Genomic DNA, 24,059 nt, shown 5'->3' on the forward strand with positions numbered 1-24,059 from the left:
TCTTAATACTTCTTGTCACTTATTAAAAAGCACGATACCTTTATCAAGGTAAACTCACGGACGTTAGAAGTGTTAAAATGCTAAAAAAAAATATTCAATTTGCTACTCTCGCTCTATTAACTTGTATCGGATGCACACCAAAGGCTCACCAAGATTACGTTCAGGAAACCAAAGTTGCACTTGAGAATGGGCAATCAAAAAAGGCTGAAGTATTAATTAAACAAGCGATGAGTGAGGAGCCAACATCTGAACTCAGACTATTGCTTACAGAAGTTTACTTACTAAATGGCAACATAATTGGTGCCAAACAGCAACTCGAAAAAGTAGATATTGAAGCGCTAACCCCATCCGAACAGAGCAAAGCTGAGAGCTTAAACGCACAAATAGCTATCCTTAGTTTTGATAGCAGTTTCCAAAGACTTATAGATAAAAACAGTACTTGTCGCGATTGTATGTTGGCAGAAGCGTGGTCTAGCGTCGCACGATCAAACTCTATAGATTTAGAAAGAATAGAAGGCGACACGGCCGTATTTAGCGTCTTTGAAGCATTTAATAGCAACACTCTTACAAGCTTAGATGTTTCACCACTAATTGACAATTCCACATCCGATATTGAACTGCTTGTGATGGGCGATCTATTAAGGCGGTCGAATAATATTGACGGTATGATAACAGTTTATAATGCGTATAAGAAAAATAACCCTAACGTATTGAACATCAATATGCCATTAGCTCAAGCTTTGCTAGTTAATAATGACTTTAAAAAAGCGAAAGAACTTGTAACCCCTGTTCTTGCGAGATTTTCTAAAAACCCAATGGCTAATTACCTTAATAGTCTAATTTTATTAAGCGAAAATAAACATGATGAAGCATATAACGCCATATCTTTAGCTGATACCTACGGAATAGATATGCCTTCTGTTTCGTTAACGAAAGGGCTTTTAGAGTTCAATTCTCAAAATTATGAATCAGCATTAAGTAGCTTTGAAAAAGCAACAAATATGGCACCAAACAACGAATTGGCAAATACCATGCTTGTTGCTACCAAAGTCAAACTGGGCATTACCGACGATGCACTAGAAACTCTAGCAACTCAAGAAAGCTTCTCAGAGCTGGATGTGTCTACCATTGGACAGCTTATAGGCACAGAAAGCCATGCCAGAGAGTGGATTACGCTTCAATCAAAGCTCGCTCAAAGCGAATCGCCTAGAGCAAGGGTGCTTAGCGGACTTATCGAGTTAGCACGTGAAGGGAGTTCTGAAACACTAAGTAAACCAGGCGACACTTCAGATAGCACTTATAATCTCATTCAAGTTGCGATGATGATGAACAAGGCTCAATTTGACGAAGCGCTAAAGTATGTAAACAAGTGGCTGGAAAGAACAACTGACAAAGTAAAAGTCATGAACTATAAAGCTGCCATCCTTATTGCTAAAGGTGACAGAGATAGCGCAGCGTTAGTTTATCAAGACTCTTTGGAGCTTTTGCCTACAAATAGAGCTGCTCACATGTTCATGGCTCAGTCTGCTGCGAAGAACAAAGATTATGAGAGTGCACTGAATTCTCTTGATAAAATACTAGAAAATAATCTCAACGATGTCGTTGTGCTCAAGTTATACCTTGCTTTCCAAAAGCTTTCTAAAAATGAAGAATACGAATCGAAATTACATACCTATATTGATAAAGCTATTTCAGAATTTGACGACAATGTTCTTTTTAAATTGATGAAGGCGGGTATTTTCGCTACTCAAGGCGCAAATGAGCTTGCTCAAAGAACTCTAAACACTACAGATGCCGAAAAGGCAAAACTAATCAATCAATACTGGGAATTACAGTTCTACCTAGCGAGCCGTTCGAATAACGCCAATCAAGCAAGAGATATAGTCAAGGCATGGAATAAACAGTTCCCTGACAGCACACGCCCAAATATTGCATTTGCAACATACCTTGAGAACACAGGCCAATTAAAAGAAGCGATCTCAGTACTAGAACAAGTCCCGCACTCTCTTGACCGACCAAAAGAAAGCCTTGCGTTAGATGCAAAGCTAGTTTCCCTTTACATTCATCAAGGGAACTTATCTAAAGCGAAGTATAAAATCGGACAGATTGAGAAAAAGTCGAACGCTCCATCAGAGCTGTTAGATTACCTAAACGGTACCTACGCTATTAAGCAAAATAATTTGGATGAAGCGACATCATTGCTCACAAGAGCTTATAACGAGTCAAGCAATTCTCATACGCTTAAATTACTTCATGCGCTAAACCTAAGGCGTGGCAATGTCGACTATGGGGTTCTTAAAGCGCACCTTGAGCAACATCCTAACGACCTATCAATAAAAGCACTATTAGCTGAGTCATTAATAGGACATGACAACGCTCAGTCGATAGCTATTTTTGAAGACATCATTAGTAAAACAAGTGGTAACACTGATGTATTAAATAACTATGCATGGGTCCTTTACCTTGACGGTAAAAACGACAAAGCTTTTGAAATTGCCAAGCGAGTCGTTGAATTAAATGCATCAAACCAAGACTATTTAGATACGTTGTTTCGCATTTTAACTTCTTCAGAGCGTTATGATGAGATAACCCCGTTTTCAAATAATGTTAGTTCTAACGCTAATGCGCTTTTGTTAGCAAACGCACACATGCATCTTGACGAACAAACCCAAGCTCAGAAGGCTTTAGCGACTGTCGAAAAGTCGAGTTTGACTGAAGAAGATTTATCTTTGTACGAGCGTATTTCAAAAGACGTAAAAAATTAGTACATGGAAGAAACACAATGGCTAACAAATGTAACTTGGGAGCAACTCTCCACTGCCTTACATGAAGTAAACTGTGATAACTTTTCGCCGTTTTTGAGTGAGGGTTTTATCAAAGCATGGTTTTCCCAAAAGACATTTCCGGTTCATATGTTTTTGCTCTACGAACAAAGTACTGTGAGTCACTTTGCGTTAATCGGTGAGAGCTTTAAAAAGAAATATGGGCTGACTTTTAAGTTAGCCCATATAAACCAAACTGGTTGTCCTGATAACGACCAAGTGTGGATAGAGTACAACACGTCACTTGGCTTACCTGAAAATCAAAACCGTTTCTTTGATTTACTCTTAAAAGAACTAAAAAGCCAAAATTTCGATATTCTTAATGTTTCAATGACATGTGAATTTCTTTTTCCCAAAAAATACTTGAACGACTTACGCAATGACGCTCATATTTCATATGGTTTTCGTCGTTCTCTTTCACCAGAACTTACTATAGAGCAGCTAATCTCTCGCCTTTCAGCTAATAGTAGAAGCAAGTTAAGAAGGAGTATAAAAGAAGTACATCTTCGCTTTGGTGCAATTAACGTGACAATTGCTGAATGTTTAGAACAAAAACTCTTATTTCTAGAGCAATTAGAAATACTTCACATAAAGCGATGGGGAGACTCTACCTTTGGGAGCGGATTTGAAAATAAGGTCTTCAAAGGCACGCTTAAGAACTTTTTGATAAGTAATGGCAAGCTTTGTGAAATAGCAAAAGTTACAGCAGGAGATGCTTTGCTAGGGTATACACTCAACTTCGTACAAAAAGACGCGGTCTTTTTTTACTGCTCTGGAGTAAACCTTGAGTTTGCATCTAAGCATATTAAGCCTGGTTATATTCTGCATCTTGCTTTAATGGAGTATTATGCGCAACAAGGGTTAAGTTGGTACGATTTTATGGGAGGAGCAAGTCAATACAAACAAACTTTGTCCAATGACACTGTTGTATTTCACTCGTTACAAATTCCAACGATGACATTCAAAGGTGTTCTCACACGATTGAGAAATTACTTGGCAAATGCAGCAGTTACTCTCGCAAAGCACGCAAGACCTTCGCAGGGTTCCCACCTACTATAACCCCCGCAGGCACATCATCAATAACTACAGAACCTGCTGCTACCACACTTCCTTTGCCAATATTGGCCATAACCAGTGCACCGTTGCCCAACCAACAGTTCTCTCCTACAGAGACTTTGGTGAAAACGCCGCCCTGATCTTTAATCGGCTTTTCTGGGTCAGAAAAATTGTGTTGTCCTTTGCCACTCATAATGTGCACACCGCTTCCCAACAAAGTATTTCTCCCAATAGCGCATTTACCAATGTTACATTGCGGCCCTATGTACACCCCCTCGTCAATCTCAGTATCTTGTTGTGAAAACAACGTGGCGAAACCGATGAGAACGTTTGGTGCACACGAGGTCATGACAAACCGATAAAAGCCCGAACGTAAATAACACCCTAGTTTACCGGGTATAAGCGATAGCAGCTGGCTAAAAGAGGAAAGCAGCGAGTCTTTGTTTACCACAATAGACAGCATTAAATACATAAGCGTGAAAGGAAACATTACAAGTGCACAAAGGGCAAAAAAACTCTTCTTAATTATTGATTTCATATTCGTGCCATTGCCACTTTCAATGGGCTCAGTTGTTGTTCCCAGCTATATTCGCTAACTATTGCTTGATAGCTACGTTGAGCTTTATGTTGTGATAGCTCAAAGTTCTCAATACTTTCCACGCATGCAGCTACAAAGCTCTCTACGTCATCTACTATCCACATGCTGTCGGCGTTGGCAAACGAGATCCCTTCAGCTCCCATAGACGTGGTTATTATCGGTAATTTACATGCTGCCGCTTGAAGCACTTTGTTCTGCACGCCCCTTGCCAACCTAAATGGCGCCACAAACGCATGAGCTTGGTGAAAATAAGGCAATATATCATCGACAAAGCCCGTGACATCTATGCCATCGCGGTCTGACAGCGCCTTTATTTCTTCAACAGGGTTCATACCACCCACGGTAAATTTTGCATTCGGTGCTTTTTCACGAATGAGTGGCCAGCAATTTTTAACAAACCAAAGAACCGCGTCTACATTAGGTTTGTAGTCCATCACGCCCGTGAACAAGAAATGCGGCCCAGTGCTTATTGTAGCCGCGCAAGGCTGTGTTTTCGCTGGATAAAACGCATCGAAGTCTAATCCGTTTCCAAGCACGGTTATCGCTTTCGATGAGTCTACTGAAGAATTAAATAGCTGCGCCTCTTCGCTTGCAATCAAAAAGCACTCATCAAACCGTTGGTTTGTTTTAGCCTCAAGCTTTTTTATACCTTTGCTTTCACGCTGGTATACGTAGCGCATTAAGAAAGAAGAAGAATCTGCGTATTGCGCCCACTTATCTGAATCAACGTCCATGAAGTCCATAAACAAGCGACAATGGGTAGTGTTGTAATAAGGCGAGTTGAAGATGTAATAGCTTAAACTCGACGCGGTTAACAGCAGCGCATCCTTACCCTCTTTCAGTTTTTCATCAATAACATGTTGAAGTGTTTTTGAGTAAAACGCCCCAACACTTATGGGCAAACCTTGCAGTAAGGCCGAAGCATAACGCGTGAATTTACTACCTAACTGGTAAGAGTTAACCGAAATTCCAAGATGCTTGGCTAACGCTTCGGCATTTTTCTTATCTTCTGCAGTTTCTATGAGAGAAAAAACTTCGACTTCGTACCCTAAGCGAATTAGAAATTCAATTTGATGATATGTTCTAAGTTTTTCGCCCTTATTTGGGGGATACGGTACTCTTTGCGACAACACGCAAACTTTCGACATCAGCGCCTTCCAAGCTATCTTCAGTATTTTTACTTGTCCTGTAGTCATACTACTTCGAAGCAAATATAAGGTCAAAGTAACAAATTAGTGATGAAGGCTACACAAGTGGCAATTCCATTGGCATACTAGAGTCATTATGCATATGTTCATCAAGAACATTGCTCACGGAAGAAATAAAGAAAGCAGTAATGACACAAACGGTTGGAACTATCCAGGTTGCCTCTTTAGCCAAAGAGACGTGCGGACATTTTAAAACAGGGTTGCCCTGCCCTAAGGGAATGTGGCCCGCCGTCACTCAATTTCGGCTTGCCGCAAACGAAATACTCCTAACTGATGCTTTTATCAAAACCTCGCAGCTATGGCCAGATGGTTCAATAAAGTGGTTGTTATGTGAAGGTTTGATTGATTTACAGCACCATTCGGTAAGCGATGAAATAGTTCTGACGCTAGAAGCGGTGGTGAGCGACTCACCATTGAACAAGCTTGTCTCACCTGTAAACGATAACGATGAGGCGCTTTCTTTGTCTCTGGGCAGTGGCGAAACGTTTACAATTAACAAAGCCAAGCCTTTTGAGTTTGCAACCAACAAGCACTTATCCAGCTCTTTCGATATTGTTGATATTACTCCTCAATCGATAACCCCTATTGCATTCTCTTATGCTCTTCATTGCAATAACAACGAATACAGCGCATTAACCGTTGAACAAGAATACGAGATTAGGCTTGGCAGCGATAAAAAGCTGATTGTGGAAACAGAAGCGTCAATCTTCCTTAGTACTGGAACGGTTTGTGCTCATTTAACAATGCGAAACCCAAGCGCTGCGTCACACCCAAATGGGAAGTGGGACTTGGGAGACCCAAACAGTATTTATTTAAAAGAATGCTGTATCTCGTTCAAAGGTAAATCGCTAGAGCCTACGCTGACGCTAAATTCTGATGCCTTCAGTTCATCTGAACATGAAGAACTGACACTGCATCAGGCTTCCAGTGGCTTTGAGAACTGGCAAAGTCCAGTTCATGTAAATCAAAACAACGTTAACTCGCTTACGTTTCGCGGTTTTAAGCTTTATAAATCAGACCACCTATTGCTTTCAGGTGACCAAGCACAACCGCAAATTACCATCTCAAACAGCGGTAGCACTTTTAGCATTCATGTTGATAAATTTTGGCAAAATTTTCCTTCTTCAGCACATTTATCAGCAAACACGCTAAACGTTAGCTTATTGGGTTCAAGGCATAGCGAATGTACTGAACTTCAACCTGGTGAACAAAAGACACGATGCATCTCAATCGCACCTTTTGAAATCCAATCGCTACAGGTACTCATTGATAGCACTTGGTTAAGAAAGGCATCTGTACTGCCTTTTCTCCCTTCTAAACCATGCGAGTTTGACTCACTTATAAAAAGTGGCATTGAAGGTCCGTCTTCTTTTTATCAAAAGCGGCTTGATATCGACGAGTTTGGCTGGCGACATTTTGGTGAGCTGTATGCGGATCACGAAAAGGCACTCGCACCTGACGAGCCCTTTTTCGTGTCACATTACAATAATCAATACGACCCTATATTTGGAATGCTGATGCAGTGGTTGTTAAGCGGCGATCCTCGTTGGTTTGAACTAGCCGATGATCTTGCCAAGCACGTTGCAGATATAGATGTTTATCACACCAGTGACGATAAGCCCGAGTATAGCGGCGGACTGTTTTGGCATACCGACCATTATGTTCAGGCATATACAGCTTCTCATAGAACGTACTCTAAACATCAGCCGTCTGGTGTTTACGATGATCATGCTGGAGGCGGCGGTCCGGGTGGGCAACATTGTTATACCAATGGTCTCACTTTGCATCATTTGCTTACTGGCTACACACCGTCTCGAGACGCCGCATTATCCATAACGCAATGGGTAACCAATTATTATGAAGGCGACGGTACGTTTGTAGGCGCCCTGCTTGCGTTTAAAAATAGCGATATTCCTGGTGTTAAAAATGTAAAAACAGGAAAGTACCCTCTAGACAGAGGTACAGGTAACTACCTGCAAGCAAGGCTAGATAGATACGAACTACAAGGTTGTGATAGTGACATTGAAGCCGCGTCCTATATTATAGCGAATACGGTCTCCCCCACAGATGACTTCGACCAATTGCAATTGGATAATGTCGAAGCAACGTGGTTTTATACTGTATTCCTACAAGCAGTTTGCCGATTTATATCACTTAAAGAACAGCGCTGTGAATGTGACTCGAGCTATCAATACGCAGTAGACTCACTTACTCACTATGCCAATTGGATGGCAGTGAACGAATATGCTTATCTGGACAAGCCTGACATACTTGAGTTTCCGAATCAAACGTGGAGTGGGCAAGACCTAAGAAAACTATGCGTACTGCATTTTGCATCTAACTATTTAACTGAAGCCCAACGTTCACTTGCTGAGCAAAAAGCCGAGCAACTAGCAGATACAATTTATCAGCGCCTTAGTACGAGTACAGAAACGGGTACCACGCGCGTACTTTGTTTAATGATGCAAAACGGTCATTACTCCGGTTTTAAGCAAGCTGCCCGCCCTCTTTCATCGACTTCTACACAAAAAGGTCAGGCCTTAACAGAGAAATCCAATTCATTGAGTTTTCTTTTGTCTAACCTTATCGATTTATCTCCGTCAAGAGAGAGAAAACAGCTAGTGAAACGTTTTCCACAACTTCAAAAATGGTTAGGTAAACCATGAGTATTAATACGTCTTTTGTCATTCCGCATAAGGGGCGTGAAGACATGCTCATAGAAACACTAACAAGTATTGCGGGCCTAACAACACCTAAAGAACAATACGAAGTTGTTTTGGTAAGTCAGAATAAAGAAATTTCAAATACGCTCAGCGCATTTATCGAAACAGTAAATTTGCGTGTTGTATATAACAACGAAGATAATACGATTTCACATTCTAGAAATCTGGGCGCCGGCTTGGCGACAGGTGAATACTTGGCATTTTTAGACGCAGATGTTGCACTTGCTTCGAATTGGCTAGACGTGATGATTGACACTCTCAAAACACGAGACAATACGGCTTTAGTCAGCGCCATGCAGGTGAACAGCCCTAACGCGCCGCCTTTAGAGAGAATCAGAACGGCGTTAAGCAATGCTGAACTTGATGTGCCTGTCAGTTTTCTACCTGGCCGCAACTTATTTCTTTTAAAGGAAACATTTGAAGCGGCAGGTAAGTTTCCTGAACACCTTCTTACTTGTGAAGATTATTTCTTTACCGATAAGGTTAGTAAATTAGGTGAGTTGTTTTATACCTCACAAACCCAGTATATTCACATTGGCGAAGACAAAGCTTACGCACCGATGTATAAAAAAGAAATATGGCGCGGCCAGTCCAATGTTGCATCTTTAAAAGGAAGGCGCATTCCGCTGAGAGAATGGCCAAGTTTTGTTGTTCCTTTTGCATTTACAGGTGGTCTTTTACTGGCTTTTCTCGCGATAATATTCTCGCAACCTATTGTCGCTATAGTTATGTTAGTAGGCGCTTTACTGCCTTTTACCGCGTACACGTGGCGACTAAAAAGGCTTGTTAAGCAGCAAGTAACTTGGTGGCATTGTTCACTTTTTTATCTGCTTTATTTTCCGGCTAGAGCACTTGGAACATTAATAGGAGTACGCGGCGCTGTTAGTACCAGCTCGCATAAATAACAATGAAAGTTTTACAGTTTATTTGTTCAACCGGTTTCTACGGTGCAGAAAGATGGGTGTTAGCGTTATCAAAGCATTTGCCAGATAGTGTTTCGAGTGAACTTGTTGTTACCTTAGAGCCGGGTACAGAAGAGCTAGAGCTTGTAAAACAGTTCAAAGCGATAGGAAAAACTCACCACATTCCTATGCAGGGTCGTTTTGACCTGCGTGCCGTTTCGAAATTGGCGGATTTAATTCAAGAACAAGATATCGATATTATCCATACTCACGGCTATAAGTCAGATATTTTGGGCGTAATGGCGGCTAGAAAAGCAGGTATTCCGTGTGTTGTAACACCCCACGGCTTTGAAAATGCTGCTGACTTGAAACTCCGTCTCTTTATTTGGTTAGGGTGTCAGTCGATGCGCTTTGCCGACAAAGTTGTTCCACTTTCTAAGCAACTAATGAGTGATGTGGAGAAGTTTAATATATCGCCTGACAAGCTTGAGTATATCCAAAATGGCGTAGACTTGTCTGAAGTAGAAGCCGTTAGACAAACAAAAACAGACAAGCCAAAAGAAAAGAAGACCATTGGCTTTGTGGGCCAAATGATCAGCCGGAAAAATATAAAAGCCATTTTAGACTGCTTCGAGTCTTTATATAAAAAGCGTCAAGATATTGAATTAGTACTGCTGGGTGACGGCGAAGACCGCCCCAGCTTAGAGGCGTATTCAAAAACACTGGCTAGTGCCAGCGACATTCATTTTTTAGGCTTTAGAAATGACAGGCTACAGCTGCTGCGCGACTTTGACTTGTTCGTAATGACGTCGACGCTTGAAGGCATCCCTCGCTGCTTAATGGAAGCATGCGCCATGGAAATTCCGGTGTCTGCTTATGACATTGCGGGTATCGACCAGCTAATAACACACAACGAGTCTGGTTTATTGGCTCCTCTTCACAACAGCAAGCAGCTTGAGAAAGATTGGGAGAGACTGCTAGATGACAAAGCACTCGCCACCTCACTAGCTCAAAACTCAAAGTCGTTTGTAGAAGCCAATTTCTCTGCTAAGAGAATGGCTGATGAATACCTTGAATTATTCGAAGGAATCCTGAAAGAGAGTGTAAATGCATAAACAGGACGTGTTATTTGTTTTAACTATTGATACTGAAGAAGAATGGCAGTGGGACGAAGAGTTTCCGCAGCATAACTGTTCAGTTGAAAACGTTGAAAAGCTTCCTGCATTTCAAACTTTCTGTGAAAGTCTTGGTATCCGTCCTACGTATTTTGTTGATTACGCCGTTGCAAGCAATAATGTTGGCAGTCAAACTCTGCGAACCTTTGCTAAGTCTAACAGCGCGGAAATTGGAGCACATCTACACCCTTGGTGTAACCCTCCCTATTTCGGTAAGACAACCGAAGCTGAATCTCACGTAATAAACCTTCCTTTAGAGCAAGTAGAGCAAAAACTCGATGCACTAAACGCCCTTTTACACGACGAAATAGGCGTTCGCCCACAGTCCTTTAGAAGCGGGCGATGGGGCGTAAGTGCCAAAATGCTTAGATTACTTGCATCAAGAGGCTATGTCGTAGATTCAAGCGTTTATCCTTTTTACAGGAACGACTATTTTAGCTGCCTAGGTGCACCAGAATCGCCTTATTGGCCTTCGTTTGACAACGCACTGGCTCCTGGAGAGCAGCGTCAACTGCTTGAGATCCCTGTTACCGCAGGGTTTAATATTCAAAACTTCTCTCTTGGTGAACGCATTCATAATCGACTATCTAAACCACCTTTTAATTGGTTTAAATCTGTCGGTTTGCTTTGGCACAGTAAACTTTTAAGAAAGATTTATTTGAGTCCAGAGCTTACCGAAATCGAAGACATGCTTGCGTTAGTCGACCAAAGCATTCAGAAAAAACAACCCGTTATTCATATGTACTTACACAGCTCTAGTTTAATCGACGGAGCAACGGGCCTTTTAGATGGGCCAAATGCATTTGAAACAATATGCCAGCGCATTGAGGTTGTTACTCAACACTTAGCGAAAAATGCCAATGTAAAATTTTGCACTATCTCAGAAGCCAAGGTGCATTTAAGTAACCGCAGCGCTTCAAGCGGTGTTATTAAGGGTGACCAAAATTAATGACGGCACATAAAAATACAAAGTTACGAATAGCGTCAGCCAGCGACAAACCTTTGTGGGATGCCTATGTATCACAACACAAAAATGCTTCCGCTTATCACAAGTTTGCGTGGCTTGAAGCAGTAAAGGCCGCTTACGGTCATTCAATGCTTGGCGTTATTGCCACATGTGCTAATACGGGGCAAGTTGTTGGTGTTTTCCCTGCTGTTTTAATGAATATACCTTTGCTGGGCAAGCAAATATGTTCTTTACCTTATTGCGATGTAGGCTATGGCTTAGCCGACAACGACAAGGTGTTAAATGACATGCATGCGCTTCTTGCTGCGCAGATGCGAAACGTAACAGGAAAAAAATTGGAAATTAGAGGTATAGAACAATCACCTTTAGACAAAATCCAGTTTGAAAACAAAAAAGTACGTATGCTTTTGCCACTGCCTGAGTCAAGTGAAATACTGTTATCAAGTTTCAAATCTAAATTACGCAGCCAAATAAGGAAGGCGGAAAAAAATGGGCTTACCTTTGAGTTAGGCACATCGAACGTCCTAGTAAGTGATTTCTACAACGTATATGCTCAAAACATGAGAGATCTCGGCTCTCCTGTTCATGCCGAAAAATGGTTTAAGGCAATTATAAAAAGTTACGGCCAAAGTAGTTTAATTAGCGTGGTTTATCACGATGGCCAGCCTATTGGTGGTGGCGTTATCATAAAATCGGGTGACAACGCTTCTATTCCATGGGCCTCAACACTTCGTGACTTCAATCGCCTTGCTCCTAATATGTTGTTGTATTGGTCTTTGCTTTCCCATTGCGCCGACAATGGCGTGAAAGTTTTTGACTTTGGCCGCTCAACCTTTGAAGAAGGCACATATAAATTTAAAAAACAATGGGGCGCAGAACCTCAACTGCTTAACTGGCAGAGTTTTGATAAAAATAATGAGTTGATAGACGCTAAAAGCGACGCTAAGTCAGGCTCAAGCAGGGTAAGAGAAATAGCCGAAAACATTTGGCGTGAACTTCCCTTAAAATTTACCATTGTAACTGGGTCAATTCTTCGGCCTTATATCAGTTTGTAGGGATAACCATTCATGTGTGGCATTGCAGGATTTAGCCTTTTTAATTTCAACGAAGGCGGTGAAACTTCATTAGAAGCTATGCACAAGGCTATTCATCACAGAGGCCCAGATGCCAGCGGCATGTATATCGATGAACATATCGGCCTTTGTCATAGGCGGCTGAGTATTCTTGATCTCACAGAAGCAGGCAATCAGCCCATGTACTCAAAAGATGGTGACTTGGTTATTGTTTTTAATGGCGAGATCTACAACTTCCTTGAATTGCGAGCCGAGCTTGAAAACGACGGTGTTACATTTAAAAGCCATACAGATACCGAAGTTATTTTAGAGCTATATGCACGCGAAGGAACCAAGTGTTTAGATAAACTAAACGGAATGTTTGCCTTTGCTCTGTGGGACAAAAACAAGCAAGAACTGTTTATTGCACGAGATCGATTGGGTAAAAAACCCCTTTACTATTTTAATGATAATGGTCGATTTGCGTTTGGCTCTGAAATTAAAGCTATATTGGCGTTGGAGAACATTCCAAGGGAAATTCGCTTAGACGCCGTATATGACTTCTTTGCATATCAATACGTTCCCGACCCAAAGAGTATTTTTAAGCATATTCACAAGTTACCACCTGCTCATTATTTAATTCTTAATAAAGACGGTTTCAACATTCATGAATATTGGGATTTGAGCTTTAAAAACACCACAAGTGCCAGTGAAGATGCCAATAAAGCGCAGTTAAAGACCTTACTTGAAAAAGTCACTAAACAAAGAATGATCAGTGATGTTCCGCTTGGCGCTTTCTTAAGCGGCGGTGTGGATAGCTCGGGTGTTGTGGCTATGATGGCACAAGCCAGCGAAACTCCCGTAAAAACCTGTACCATAGGATTTGATGATAAAGCATTTAACGAAGCGGATTTCGCTCGTGAAATAGCTGAAAAATACGAAACAGAGCACCATGAATTTACCGTTCACCAAAACGTTAGCGACAGACTAGAACATATCGTAAGCTTTTTTGATGAGCCTTTTGCTGACCCCTCATTAGTGCCGACCTTCTTCGTTTCGGAACTAGCAAGGAAAGCGGTAACCGTCGCCCTTGCGGGAGATGGTGGTGATGAAATGTTTGCGGGCTACGAAAAATACTCAGTTGACGACGTTGAAAATAAACTTAGAAGTAAGTTTCCCGAAACGGTTCGAAAGTCTGTTTTTCCGCATTTGGCTAAGATGGCTGGAAAAGTGCCAGGCACAGTCGGTAAAAAAGCGAAATCATTACTCACAAGCTTATCTCACGAGCCTGCTATGGGCTTTTACATTACCAACAGTATGATGACTGACGAAATGTGGCAAAGCTTAGTTAAGCCTGAGGTTGCACAGCAGCTCGCCAATTACCACCCTAGTCAATATACCTTAGACATGTATAACAAAGCCGACGGTCCGGACCATTTAAGCAAAATTCTTTACACAGACATCAAGACCTACATGACAGGCGACATCTTGGTAAAAGTCGACCGCATGAGTATGGCAAATTCGTTAGAGGTACGAGCGCCTATTCTGGATTATCAGGTTGCAGAGTTCGCCGCTACCCTCCCCTCTTCACATAAATATCGCGACGGTGAGAAAAAATACTTACTTAAAGAAGTCTTTAAGCCCTTTATCCCCGATTCACTGTTGTATAGAAAGAAAATGGGCTTCAGCACGCCATTAGATGAGTGGTTTAGAGGTGAATTGAAATCACTGTCTGAATCTCAAATCATTGATTCACAGCGTGGGCTTAACGCCGTATTCGATAGCGGTGTTATAAAGAAACTTTGGGAAGAACATCAAACGCGTAAAGCTGACCACGGCATAGTACTGTGGAGCATGTTGATGTATCAAATGTGGTTTGCAAAATATGCAGCGTAATTTTTCATTGGATTGCTTTAGAGCTCTCGCCATTATGTTAGTGTTTACCGCACACAGCATTTTAGCTTTTGGTGCACCTGCCATTTTGGCGCCGTTTCAATTCGGAGGAACTGGCGTGGACCTTTTCTTTGTGTTGTCAGGCTGGCTAATAGGCAACCAATTATTGCTGGAAAAGAAAAAATTTGGTGATATTGATGTACCGCGCTTTTGGATCAGGCGGTGGATGCGAACTATGCCAGCTTATTATGCTGTGCTACTTGTCACTATTTTACAGCTTTACTTAACAAAAGAAGATTTCTCTTTTCCCTGGCCTCATCTGTTCTTTTTGCAAAACTACCTTGGTGATCTTAGTGTTTTCTATGTAAGTTGGTCTTTATCCGTGGAAGAGCAATTTTACTTATTTATTGCCCCATTGTTCGTACTTACATTAGCTCTCGACAAAAAGTATCAAGTTTTCGTCTTATTAACGTTATTAGTTTGCCCTTCTATTTTTCGGTACCTCGAACTTTACTCCTCTCATACCGAAACTCACGTTAGGTTAGATTGTTGTGCGATGGGTGTATTACTAGCTTATTTGAAGCACTATAGGCAGCATGTTTGGGGTGAAGCACAGAAAAAAATTAACGTTTTTTTTATTGCTTCAATTGCAGCCTACGCGTTTTTCTATATCGCCAGGTACAATCGTGAGTGGGAAATCGGTGACCCTAGCAGCTTGGGGCTTGCATTCATGTTTGGGATTTGGATTGTCTGGGGCGAGCAAACCAACTTCAATCCAACAGGTATGGCGTCGCGCGCTGTCATGCACATATCTACACGATCTTATGCCATGTACTTGCTGCACGTTGACGCACTCGCAGTATTAAATAAACTCGACCTTAACAACACTGCTTTTTCAATCTACTACGTAGCGGCGTTGTTTATTACTCTGCTGTTGTCTGAGTGTCTGTATCGCTTCGTAGAGTTGCCTTTTATGAAGTCTCGCTCTAAGTTTTCGTTTTCGCAGTCCCGTGCGCACAACGATAGAACTCAAAAGATGAAGATGGAAGGTATATGATTAAAGTTCTACACGTTACCTATGACATGCGTATTGGCGGCACTGAAATGGTAATAAAGAATATTATTGACGGCAATTCTGATCGTTCCATTGCGATGTCGATATTCTGTATTGAAGAGCCTTTAGGACCTTGGGGAGAAGAGCTGAGAAAAGCTGGCACGGATATCTCTACCGCTCATCGTCAACCTGGCTTTGACACTTCGCTTATTAAATCGTTAAAACGTCATATCGAGCACTATGACATCGACGTCGTGCATTGCCATCAGTATACTCCTTGGGTTTACGGCACGCTTGCCGCATTGTTCACTAAAGCCAAAGTTATTTTCACAGAACACGGTAGATTTTACCCTGATTCAACAAGCTGGAAACGCCAGCTTGTAAACCCAGTTTTAATGAGAGCAACTAAAAAGGCAACGGCAATCTCGCACGCAACCAAAGACGCACTCGAAGAATATGAGTTTATTCCTAAAGCACGAATAGACGTTATTTATAATGGCATTAAACCACTTGAAGTCGATCATACAATAAAGGCCATTACAAAAAGCGAACTAGCCATTCCAGAAGGAAGTATTGTCCTTGGCACGATAGCGCGTTTTGACCCGATTAAAAATCAAGAAATGATGATAAAAGCATTCTCAGCAGCTTTGAAAGAAAATCAAAATTTAGTCCTTGTACTTGTTGGAGACGGTGAAATGCGACCAACACTTGAAGCTCTTGTGCAAAAAGAAGGAATTGAAGCTCATGTGCGCTTTACTGGTTATATAAAAGAACCAAGCCGCCATCTGGCCATTATGGATATTTTCCTACTTTCCTCATTGAGTGAGGGCACATCAATGACGCTGCTTGAAGCTATGTCACTGTCTAAGCCTTGCATTGTTACCGATGCAGGAGGAAATTCCGAGATTGTAGAGCACCAGCAAACTGGCCTGGTTACAGAAAACGCAAATCAGAAGGCATTCACTAGCGCTATCAATACACTTTGCTCATCCCCCATATCTATCAAGGAAATGGGCGAAAATGGCTATAGGCTGTTTTGCGAAAAGTTTACTGCGAAGAATATGGTGACACAATACGCTCATCTTTATCGGGAAATAACAGGAAGATAACTATGTGTTTGATAAAAAATTCTACTCAACTTCTCCTGCTAATTGTGGTTAGTGTCTTCGGTTTAACCTGTGTGACTACGGCTTCTGCCAGCGAGCAATGTGACGAAAAACGACAAGAAGTATTGCAATACCTGGGGCTAAAAAAGAAAAAAGCGTTGTTAACATGCTCGCAAGTTGAACAAGCGTACGAATTAATTCACGCTCCTAAACTTGACATTTCGGCATGGGAATACGAAGGCGGTTTCCGGCTATCGACCAAACGCGCAGGCGAAACGGAGAACTCAACTGTCGATTTTTCATTGGGTATATTCAGTCTTAGTACATCTAAAAAATCGATGCTTGTGGCTAGCAACCCAAGATTGGGAGGCATTGGTGAATTCCTTATCCCACCAATAACAAAGTCAGAAGACTTGAGGGATTTTGTGAAAGGCGAAACTGTTCTGCAGAACTTTATTCCGCTAATAAATAACCCAAGAGTTTCAACCGGTATCGGGGGTTACTTTCGCATTACTGGCATTAAGCAAATTGATAATGCGTTAATGGTCAACTACATCAACTGGTATGATGCAACGGCCACGGAAACTGATACGAGTATTATGATATGGGATGCAAATAATCTTGCTGAGAGCAAGATGTACGGCCCTTACCAATTACAAGGCGCAGCTCATGCAGCTGGCTGGTTAAGCGAAATTCCGTCTAATTTAACCGACCTTTTTGACGCTTCGCACATCACGGGCTCACAATCTAACGCAGCGATATCCTCTAGGTTGTCTATTGGCCCGACGGCATTTGCCTTTAACCCCAGAAAAGATGTTATTTACGGCCCATCCGGGTTCGTTCAAACACAGGCCCTGCTCGACTTTTCCATGAAAAACCCACTTTACGACCACAGCGTGTATGAATTTCAACCGGACTTTAAACCTTTAAGTATTAACGAAGACGGGTTAAACAAGATGTGGACACTGTCTTCGGGGGCCTCTTTTGGTTTCATTATCCCTGGTACACGCACTTATTTGACACTGGGTAAGTCAGCAGGTCATGAAAGTGGTATAGGCTATAAAATTGAGCAAAACAATGGACACAAATGCGGAGGGCCATGCCCATACGATGCATCTGATTACTATAGCTTTTATTGGGCATGGGACGTGGTAGATTTACTGAAAGCCAAGCTTAATTTAATAATGCCCTACAATCTTCAACCATACGAACACGGCAAGTTTCCTTTGCCTGCAAGGTACAAAGGATTGGCAATAGGTGGAGCCGATTATGATGCTGAGCAAGGTAGGCTATTTATTTCTTTAACAACAGGCGACACGCTAGGAAAATATGCTAGGCCACCTTTGTTTCTTACCTACAAACGTAAAGTATCCACTCAAAAAAAATGAAACAGAATAATCAAAAAGTGAGCGTCATTATGCCTGCTTATAATTCTTCTCACTACGTAGAAGAATCGATAAGCAGTGTGCTGAATCAAACTCACCGAAACATTGAGCTTATAGTGATTGACGATGGTTCCACAGATGAGACGTGGTCCATAATAAATACATGGTCAGAACGTGACGACCGCATAATTGCTATGAGACAAAAAAATCAAGGTGTTTCTGCGGCCCGCAACAATGCTATTTCGAAGTCTTCGGGCGATTTTATCGCATTTTGTGACTCGGACGACGTATGGTATGCAAACAAGCTTGAACGCCAATTAGATACAATGGGAGACGCGGCATGGTCGCACTGCGATTCGCAATATGTAGGTCTGGGATACGAGGACAAAACGGTTTACCGCTCTACTTACAGCCGCCTTTATGACGAAAATATATTCGCGCATTTAGCTGTCGAAAATTTTATCACTACTTCATCACTGTTAATTAAGTCGGATATTTTTAAACGCTTTTGCGGCTTTGATGAGTCTTTAGTGGCGCTGGAAGACTGGAAACTATGGCTTCAAATTGCTAAGGAGCATCCAATTGTTCTATGTGACGAAGTGCTTTTAGATTATAGAGTTCAACCCCAATCTACGTCTCGCAATGCACGCTCATTATTACCTGTGCATCTCGAAATTCTTCATGAAACCTTCAACGACGATGAGTTGAGAAACAGTACGTTAAAAAAAGAAGCTAAATGCCGTGCTTATCTTATTTTTTCTTATATCGCTGAAGAGAAAAACGATCACCTTTTCTCTTTGCAATGTTCGTTAAATCTTTTTCTATGCAAAGGGAATGCTATGAGCGTTAAGCGCATATTGCGAACTTTTGTTAACTTAATCACCCAAAAGAAGCGATAAATATGAAGTTGGGACATAGTAAGGATCGATTAATAGAATTTATTAAGTTCGATCACAACAGCAAAAAAGGGCTACTTGTTGCGTGTGTAAGGTTATGTGCATTTGCACTATGGAAACTTGGTTCTAGAAGTAAGGCGTTCGCTCTGGTTTCAGCAGTTTTCAGAACGGGGTGGTCTGGCAGTTACTCACTAGGTGTAGAGTACGCTAAACGGTATTTCGTTAACGGTCAGCAATATGAAAACGAAATACAGGACGCATTTATTAATGCCGTTGAGCCTCTATCAAATACGGCGGAATTCTTTACCGCACCAGAAAAGATGCTAAATGGAATTATCACCGTACTGAAAAAGCCAAATGGGTCTGAGAAAGGCGTAATTATTATTAACTATAGTTACTATTTCCCTTTGTTCCTGCGCTTTTTCAAAGCAGAAGAAATTTTAAAAAATTATCATCTCATTCTGGAGCCTAGTTGGGCAGGGTTTTGCGAGTCGAATATTCTTATTTACACGCAGCTAAAGTTTCCAATATTCATTCAAACCTATGAAGAAAGAGACTACAACTTCGTTAAAGCACTCAATTCAAATCTTATTCCAATTAAGGTCGGCCCAAGCTGGTTTATAAATTATAAGAATTTCGCTCCCCCCCTTAAAGATGAAGAAAGAGACATAGATTTAATTGTTGTGGCTGCATGGGCGAAGTACAAGCGTCACAGAGCACTTTTCCAAGCTTTGAAGGGCGTAGTGTCAAGAAAGCCCGACTTCAAGATTGTATTAGTCGGATACCCTGGTGACATATCACAATCTGATATCCTTTCGTATGCAGATGAAATGGGGCTTGCTGACAATGTAAAGATTTACGAATGGATAACACCTAAAGAAGTCGCTGAATTATATAAGCGGGCAAAAATAAACGTCTTATGGTCAAAGTTTGAGGGTAACAATAGGGCGATTATTGAAGGAATGCTGTGTGATACACCGGTAATAATGAGAGAAAACCATAATTACGGTGAAAAATACGATTTTATAAATGCACAAACAGGTTACTTTGCAAACGAGCAAGATCTTGAAATTAAGGTATTGAGTTTATTAAACAATGAGGGAACCTTCTCTCCAAGAGAGTATATTTTAAACAACAGAAATTGCGACGTAGCCACTCAAATGATGCAAGACGTGATAAGAGACTACGAGTTAGAACAAAATAGCGACGTAAAATGGCGCTCAAACCTCGCAGTAAAAGTGAATGACTTACATGGGATGCATTATCTTTATGAAGAGCAGGATGCATTTGACGATTGTTATAGCTGGATTGAAAAGAAACTAAAATGAATAAAGAGAAAGATGATGAGTTGGTAGTGTTAATCCAACAGCTTGGTGGAAAGGTAAACTACCTTCCCAATCCTGGCAATGCAGGTGACTCACTTATCGCATGTGCAACGTATCAATTTTTTGAAAGAAACAATATAGAGTACAAATGCTGCCAGTCAGAAAAAGATATTTCAGACAATGATATTCTTGTTTATGGTGGAGGCGGCAATTTTGGTGGTGAAAATAGCCGTGTTGGGTATTACATCAAAAAATACGCTTCTCGCGTGAAAGCCTTTATATTGTTACCTCACACGCTTTTTGGTGCAGAAAAGTTATTGCAATCGCTTTCTGAAACCGTTCATCTCTTTTGCCGAGAACGAGTTTCTTATGAATTTGCTAGCAAAATGGTAACAAGAGCCAACGTATATCTTCACGACGACATGGTGTTGAGCGCAGATGTGGAAAAGATGCTATCAAAACCTGCCAGCCAATCGGCATTGGGTAGTGTTGGTTCAGAATTGAAGCGCCGCGTACTTTTTAAAAATGAAGATTTTGGTATATCGCTGAAGCACTACCTTGCCTACACATTAAAATCACTGTTTGGTCATCCCTACCCGAGCAAACCTCAAAGCGGTGAACTCAATGCATTTAGAATAGACGTTGAAAAAACCGACATTCCCATTCCATCAGACAACGTGGACGTTTCGGCACTTTATGAGTTGAGTTCGTGCGAACCTAAGCTCGCCAAGCTGTCTACATTTCGTTTTTTATCTCACATTAATGCCTTTGAAACGATTAACACGAACAGGCTGCACGTAGCCATTGCGGCGGCTAAGTTAGGTAAAAAAGTAAATCTATACGGTAATAACTACTTTAAAATACGCGCTATTTACGAGTATTCACTTAAAGGGAAATTCACTAATGTAACTTGGAAAGAGTAAGCATTAAATATTGCAATAACATGGCTAGAATGCTGTACGTTGTTGGCCACTGTTTTAAGAGACGTTTAACTTATCAGGTGTCATGTTTTCAGCATCTGATATGGCGCAAGTTGTAAAGGGAAATACGAGTTTACGGCAGTGTAGGGTTTACATGAATAATTTTATTTATAAATACACTGCTAAATACTTTTCTTAATAGATTTATATTAAATTTTGACTGAGAAAGTCTCCTAAATATTGGTTAAGAGTCAGGTGAAATTGCAACAATTCCAGAGCTTATCCCTACTATGATGCACGAGATTGCTCTCCAATTAAACCGAAGTGCTAACGCCGTTTTATTACTCGCGAATTCAACTCCGAAGTGCACCACTCGCTAACTTTAGTCATATACAAGAAATTTACTCGCAGTGGACAGGATAAACACTTTTATAGAGTACCCGTAAAAGTAAATACTGGCATATCGAAAAGACCGGGTAGATATGCCGCTAGTTCTTTAATGATAGTGTTGATTCATTTGACATCTTTTATAAAGATAAAAGAGAAATTACATAATTTGCCTTTGTTCATGGGTACTATGTAGCCTTGAATGACAGCATCCTCAGGGGTAACGTATCAAAGCGACTAAAAACAATTGCGGCAGAATTTGACACTTAAATTATAAAGCTTGAATCCAATGCTCGCACATATTTAGAAAAACACTTACAGTGACACATGGCCTCACACGATTGATAACACTATCTCAACCGGTGACCGGCATGGCACAATGGGGCGCGAGTCTTTTTGGAAGAAAAAACTTAACTATCATAAACTTGGAAATTTCATCAAAGCAATGACGAAACTTCACAATAGTGTGAGGCGTGGTATCGATAGTTTGTTTTACTTATACTCAACGAGTTAAGGGTTGTTAGGGAAAAAATCATGAAGTACAGAGCAGATATTGACGGTTTAAGGTCAATTGCCATTATTCCTGTAATATTGTTTCATGCTAAATTGGATTGGATTAGGGGCGGCTATGTCGGTGTGGATGTATTCTTCGCGATCAGTGGATTTTTAATCACCAGTATCATTTACCCTAAAATTATCGCTAAACAATTTTCATTCACAGATTTCTATTTGCGACGAGCAAGACGCTTGTTACCTGCCGGCTATACTGTTGTTCTATTCTCGGTATTAAGCCTTGCTTTTGTTTATCCTCCCGACCAATTCTCGATACTGATACACTCGGCCGTCTCGTCAATTTTGTTTGTCTCCAATATCTTTTTCTGGCAAACATCAGGCTACTTTAGTCCGTCATTAGAATTACAGCCTTTGTTGCATACATGGAGTTTAAGTGTAGAGGAACAGTTTTACTTTCTTTTCCCTGCATTTTTAGTCATAGCAGTGTTTTTTCGTGCTAAGCAAAAATTTATCATTCCAATCATTATTTTAGCGTGTCTAATTTCACTGGCACTATCCGTTAAATACGCGCCTAACAGCATGAGTTTCGTTGGTTTTTATGTGTTGCCTACACGATTTTATGAAATGGGCCTAGGCGCATTATTGGCGATATTAATGTGCCACGGCTTATTAAATCCAACTCGGCGACTTTATCTCAGAGAAATCGGTATTGCATTAATTACATTGGCTGTATTTTCATACAGCAGCAAACTCGCTTTTCCGAGTTATTACGCCTTATTGCCAGTACTAGGTACTCTGTTGGTAATAGCTGATAAATCTCAGGATGGCTTATGCTATGAGTTATTGTGCAGTAAACCACTAGTATTTGTCGGCCTTATTTCATATTCCTTGTATTTATGGCATTGGCCATTGCTCGTTATTATCAATTGGTACTGGGACATAGAATCGCCGGTGATGCTGATTGCTTATTTTGTTTTGACATTTTTGTTTGCTTATCTATCTTATCAATTTATTGAAAGGCCTTTTAGAAACCCGCAAACCTATCGTAAACCGATAATGAGAAATACCGCCATCGCCAGCGTGATCATATTTGTCGCATCAATATCTTATTTTACCGTATACAAAAATGACGAGGTCATTAACCTGCCCTCCGACGCGTTGGCCATGTATAAAGCTGGAATCCGAAATGAGCCATACCGTGATGAATGCACTGACGTAAAACGATTAAAAGGGTATTATGAAATTTGTCAATTACATCAATCCCAAAATGCAAAATACAAGATATTATTGTGGGGAGATTCTCATGCTTCTGCATTGATGTCAGCTTTAGTTGAGTTCAGCGAAGAAATAAACGTGGATGCGTTTAACACTTCTGGTTGCCCCTCTCTTATTGGTATCCACCGAAAACGTAATCAAGACTGTTACAAGCACAATGAGTTTATTAGAGAATATCTGCAATCTAATCCGCAGGAATATGATCTAGTGTTAAATGTCAGTGCTTGGAACAATTACATTGACTTAGAGTTGTTAGAAATTAATGGTGAACAGAACACTGATAGAGCGCTCGGACAGGGTATTAAACTTACTGAGTCATTTTACGAACAGACAGGGATCCGAAGTTTGTTTATCGCGCAATTCCCAAAGCAGGAAACACATATCCCTGATTATTACTTTAGGGCATATGAAGATGTTAATATAGCCTCTATTGAGCGAGAGTCACACGATATAAAAACGCAGCATTTCAAAAATTATTTCAAAAACAGTTGGGTTATTGATTTTGATGATAGCTTCTGTGATGACAACAAGTGTTATGGTTATGATAAAGAGCATTTGTACTATCAAGACGCGCACCATGTCTCCGTTAGGCATGCCCAGATCATAGCCAAGCAACTGGAGCGCGAAATTATCAGAAAGCTTACAGAATGGGAAAGCCAATCGTGATAAAGGTTACTCTCTAACCTATGGCATGCGCATCGATGGCACCGAAAAGGTGATGATGAAGACAAATTCGATTAAGACCACATTAACATGGCAATCACACCGAAACAGTGATGAGCTTGTACAATATTACTATTGT

At 41.0% G+C, this 24,059-nt stretch carries 17 protein-coding genes; 15 read left to right on the forward strand and 2 right to left on the reverse strand.

Annotated features, from left to right (window positions below):
- The first annotated feature begins 77 nt into the window (after positions 1–77).
- Both ACYX4M_RS00920 and ACYX4M_RS00925 read left to right on the forward strand, forming a co-directional pair.
- Positions 78–2,765, forward strand: a complete 2,688-nt coding sequence (locus ACYX4M_RS00920; RefSeq protein WP_476081490.1) for a tetratricopeptide repeat protein — start codon at positions 78–80, stop codon at positions 2,763–2,765.
- Between the two features lie 3 nt (positions 2,766–2,768).
- On the forward strand, positions 2,769–3,881 hold the full coding sequence (locus tag ACYX4M_RS00925) for a GNAT family N-acetyltransferase (protein ID WP_476081491.1): 1,113 nt from the start codon (positions 2,769–2,771) through the stop codon (positions 3,879–3,881).
- Here the strand turns inward: ACYX4M_RS00925 and ACYX4M_RS00930 are convergent.
- Together ACYX4M_RS00930 and ACYX4M_RS00935 are read right to left on the reverse strand one after the other, a co-directional pair.
- On the reverse strand, positions 3,832–4,416 hold the full coding sequence (locus tag ACYX4M_RS00930) for an acyltransferase (RefSeq protein WP_476081492.1): 585 nt from the start codon (positions 4,414–4,416) through the stop codon (positions 3,832–3,834). The two genes, ACYX4M_RS00925 and ACYX4M_RS00930, sit on opposite strands and share 50 nt — an antisense overlap.
- Positions 4,413–5,672, reverse strand: a complete 1,260-nt coding sequence (locus ACYX4M_RS00935; protein WP_476081493.1) for a TIGR03087 family PEP-CTERM/XrtA system glycosyltransferase — start codon at positions 5,670–5,672, stop codon at positions 4,413–4,415. Before ACYX4M_RS00935 ends, ACYX4M_RS00930 begins: the two co-directional genes overlap by 4 nt.
- Positions 5,673–5,812: 140 nt before the next feature.
- Here ACYX4M_RS00935 and ACYX4M_RS00940 point away from each other — a divergent pair, with 140 nt between their 5' ends.
- From ACYX4M_RS00940 to ACYX4M_RS01000, 13 genes are all read left to right on the forward strand, one after another.
- Positions 5,813–8,350: a hypothetical protein gene (locus tag ACYX4M_RS00940; RefSeq protein ID WP_476081494.1), complete on the forward strand. Its 2,538-nt coding sequence runs from the start codon at positions 5,813–5,815 to the stop codon at positions 8,348–8,350.
- Positions 8,347–9,312 (forward strand): glycosyltransferase family 2 protein, encoded by a 966-nt coding sequence (locus tag ACYX4M_RS00945; protein WP_476081495.1) that lies wholly within the window; start codon positions 8,347–8,349, stop codon positions 9,310–9,312. The genes ACYX4M_RS00940 and ACYX4M_RS00945 overlap by 4 nt, the downstream gene beginning before the upstream one ends.
- Before the next feature lie 2 nt (positions 9,313–9,314).
- Positions 9,315–10,424 carry a glycosyltransferase gene (locus ACYX4M_RS00950; protein WP_020743977.1) on the forward strand — a complete coding sequence of 370 codons (1,110 nt, stop codon included), beginning with the start codon at positions 9,315–9,317 and terminating at the stop codon, positions 10,422–10,424.
- Entirely contained in the window at positions 10,417–11,433 is a 1,017-nt protein-coding gene (locus ACYX4M_RS00955; RefSeq protein WP_476081496.1) for a polysaccharide deacetylase family protein, read from the forward strand. Before ACYX4M_RS00950 ends, ACYX4M_RS00955 begins: the two co-directional genes overlap by 8 nt.
- Positions 11,433–12,506, forward strand: coding sequence for a GNAT family N-acetyltransferase (locus tag ACYX4M_RS00960; protein WP_476081497.1), 1,074 nt, complete (start codon positions 11,433–11,435; stop codon positions 12,504–12,506). Before ACYX4M_RS00955 ends, ACYX4M_RS00960 begins: the two co-directional genes overlap by 1 nt.
- A 12-nt stretch (positions 12,507–12,518) precedes the next feature.
- The gene (gene asnB / locus ACYX4M_RS00965) at positions 12,519–14,399 is read left to right on the forward strand and encodes an asparagine synthase (glutamine-hydrolyzing) (protein ID WP_476081498.1); all 1,881 of its coding nucleotides are present in this window, start codon (positions 12,519–12,521) and stop codon (positions 14,397–14,399) included.
- On the forward strand, positions 14,389–15,453 hold the full coding sequence (locus ACYX4M_RS00970) for an acyltransferase family protein (protein ID WP_476081499.1): 1,065 nt from the start codon (positions 14,389–14,391) through the stop codon (positions 15,451–15,453). The genes asnB and ACYX4M_RS00970 overlap by 11 nt, the downstream gene beginning before the upstream one ends.
- Positions 15,450–16,559 (forward strand): glycosyltransferase, encoded by a 1,110-nt coding sequence (locus tag ACYX4M_RS00975; protein WP_476081500.1) that lies wholly within the window; start codon positions 15,450–15,452, stop codon positions 16,557–16,559. The genes ACYX4M_RS00970 and ACYX4M_RS00975 overlap by 4 nt, the downstream gene beginning before the upstream one ends.
- Positions 16,560–16,561: 2 nt before the next feature.
- Entirely contained in the window at positions 16,562–17,944 is a 1,383-nt protein-coding gene (locus tag ACYX4M_RS00980) for a hypothetical protein (protein WP_476081501.1), read from the forward strand.
- The gene (locus ACYX4M_RS00985; protein ID WP_476081502.1) at positions 17,941–18,840 is read left to right on the forward strand and encodes a glycosyltransferase family 2 protein; all 900 of its coding nucleotides are present in this window, start codon (positions 17,941–17,943) and stop codon (positions 18,838–18,840) included. The genes ACYX4M_RS00980 and ACYX4M_RS00985 overlap by 4 nt, the downstream gene beginning before the upstream one ends.
- Before the next feature lie 2 nt (positions 18,841–18,842).
- On the forward strand, positions 18,843–20,165 hold the full coding sequence (locus ACYX4M_RS00990; protein WP_476081503.1) for a glycosyltransferase: 1,323 nt from the start codon (positions 18,843–18,845) through the stop codon (positions 20,163–20,165).
- Positions 20,162–21,085, forward strand: a complete 924-nt coding sequence (locus ACYX4M_RS00995; RefSeq protein ID WP_476081504.1) for a polysaccharide pyruvyl transferase family protein — start codon at positions 20,162–20,164, stop codon at positions 21,083–21,085. The genes ACYX4M_RS00990 and ACYX4M_RS00995 overlap by 4 nt, the downstream gene beginning before the upstream one ends.
- Before the next feature lie 918 nt (positions 21,086–22,003).
- Complete coding sequence (locus tag ACYX4M_RS01000) at positions 22,004–23,923, forward strand: acyltransferase family protein (protein WP_476081505.1); 1,920 nt, start codon at positions 22,004–22,006, stop codon at positions 23,921–23,923.
- The last annotated feature ends 136 nt before the right edge of the window (positions 23,924–24,059 follow it).

This window comes from Alteromonas sp. ABV4_150 (genome assembly GCF_056311745.1).

What these genes read in the sequence shown, in the direction of transcription:
- ACYX4M_RS00920 (WP_476081490.1), top strand. Translation starts at nt 78, where the DNA reads ATGCTAAAAAAAAATATTCAATTTGCTACTCTCGCTCTATTAACTTGT.
- ACYX4M_RS00925 (WP_476081491.1), top strand. Translation starts at nt 2,769, where the DNA reads ATGGAAGAAACACAATGGCTAACAAATGTAACTTGGGAGCAACTCTCC.
- ACYX4M_RS00930 (WP_476081492.1), bottom strand. Translation starts at nt 4,416, where the DNA reads ATGAAATCAATAATTAAGAAGAGTTTTTTTGCCCTTTGTGCACTTGTA.
- ACYX4M_RS00935 (WP_476081493.1), bottom strand. Translation starts at nt 5,672, where the DNA reads ATGACTACAGGACAAGTAAAAATACTGAAGATAGCTTGGAAGGCGCTG.
- ACYX4M_RS00940 (WP_476081494.1), top strand. Translation starts at nt 5,813, where the DNA reads ATGACACAAACGGTTGGAACTATCCAGGTTGCCTCTTTAGCCAAAGAG.
- ACYX4M_RS00945 (WP_476081495.1), top strand. Translation starts at nt 8,347, where the DNA reads ATGAGTATTAATACGTCTTTTGTCATTCCGCATAAGGGGCGTGAAGAC.
- ACYX4M_RS00950 (WP_020743977.1), top strand. Translation starts at nt 9,315, where the DNA reads ATGAAAGTTTTACAGTTTATTTGTTCAACCGGTTTCTACGGTGCAGAA.
- ACYX4M_RS00955 (WP_476081496.1), top strand. Translation starts at nt 10,417, where the DNA reads ATGCATAAACAGGACGTGTTATTTGTTTTAACTATTGATACTGAAGAA.
- ACYX4M_RS00960 (WP_476081497.1), top strand. Translation starts at nt 11,433, where the DNA reads ATGACGGCACATAAAAATACAAAGTTACGAATAGCGTCAGCCAGCGAC.
- asnB (WP_476081498.1), top strand. Translation starts at nt 12,519, where the DNA reads ATGTGTGGCATTGCAGGATTTAGCCTTTTTAATTTCAACGAAGGCGGT.
- ACYX4M_RS00970 (WP_476081499.1), top strand. Translation starts at nt 14,389, where the DNA reads ATGCAGCGTAATTTTTCATTGGATTGCTTTAGAGCTCTCGCCATTATG.
- ACYX4M_RS00975 (WP_476081500.1), top strand. Translation starts at nt 15,450, where the DNA reads ATGATTAAAGTTCTACACGTTACCTATGACATGCGTATTGGCGGCACT.
- ACYX4M_RS00980 (WP_476081501.1), top strand. Translation starts at nt 16,562, where the DNA reads ATGTGTTTGATAAAAAATTCTACTCAACTTCTCCTGCTAATTGTGGTT.
- ACYX4M_RS00985 (WP_476081502.1), top strand. Translation starts at nt 17,941, where the DNA reads ATGAAACAGAATAATCAAAAAGTGAGCGTCATTATGCCTGCTTATAAT.
- ACYX4M_RS00990 (WP_476081503.1), top strand. Translation starts at nt 18,843, where the DNA reads ATGAAGTTGGGACATAGTAAGGATCGATTAATAGAATTTATTAAGTTC.
- ACYX4M_RS00995 (WP_476081504.1), top strand. Translation starts at nt 20,162, where the DNA reads ATGAATAAAGAGAAAGATGATGAGTTGGTAGTGTTAATCCAACAGCTT.
- ACYX4M_RS01000 (WP_476081505.1), top strand. Translation starts at nt 22,004, where the DNA reads ATGAAGTACAGAGCAGATATTGACGGTTTAAGGTCAATTGCCATTATT.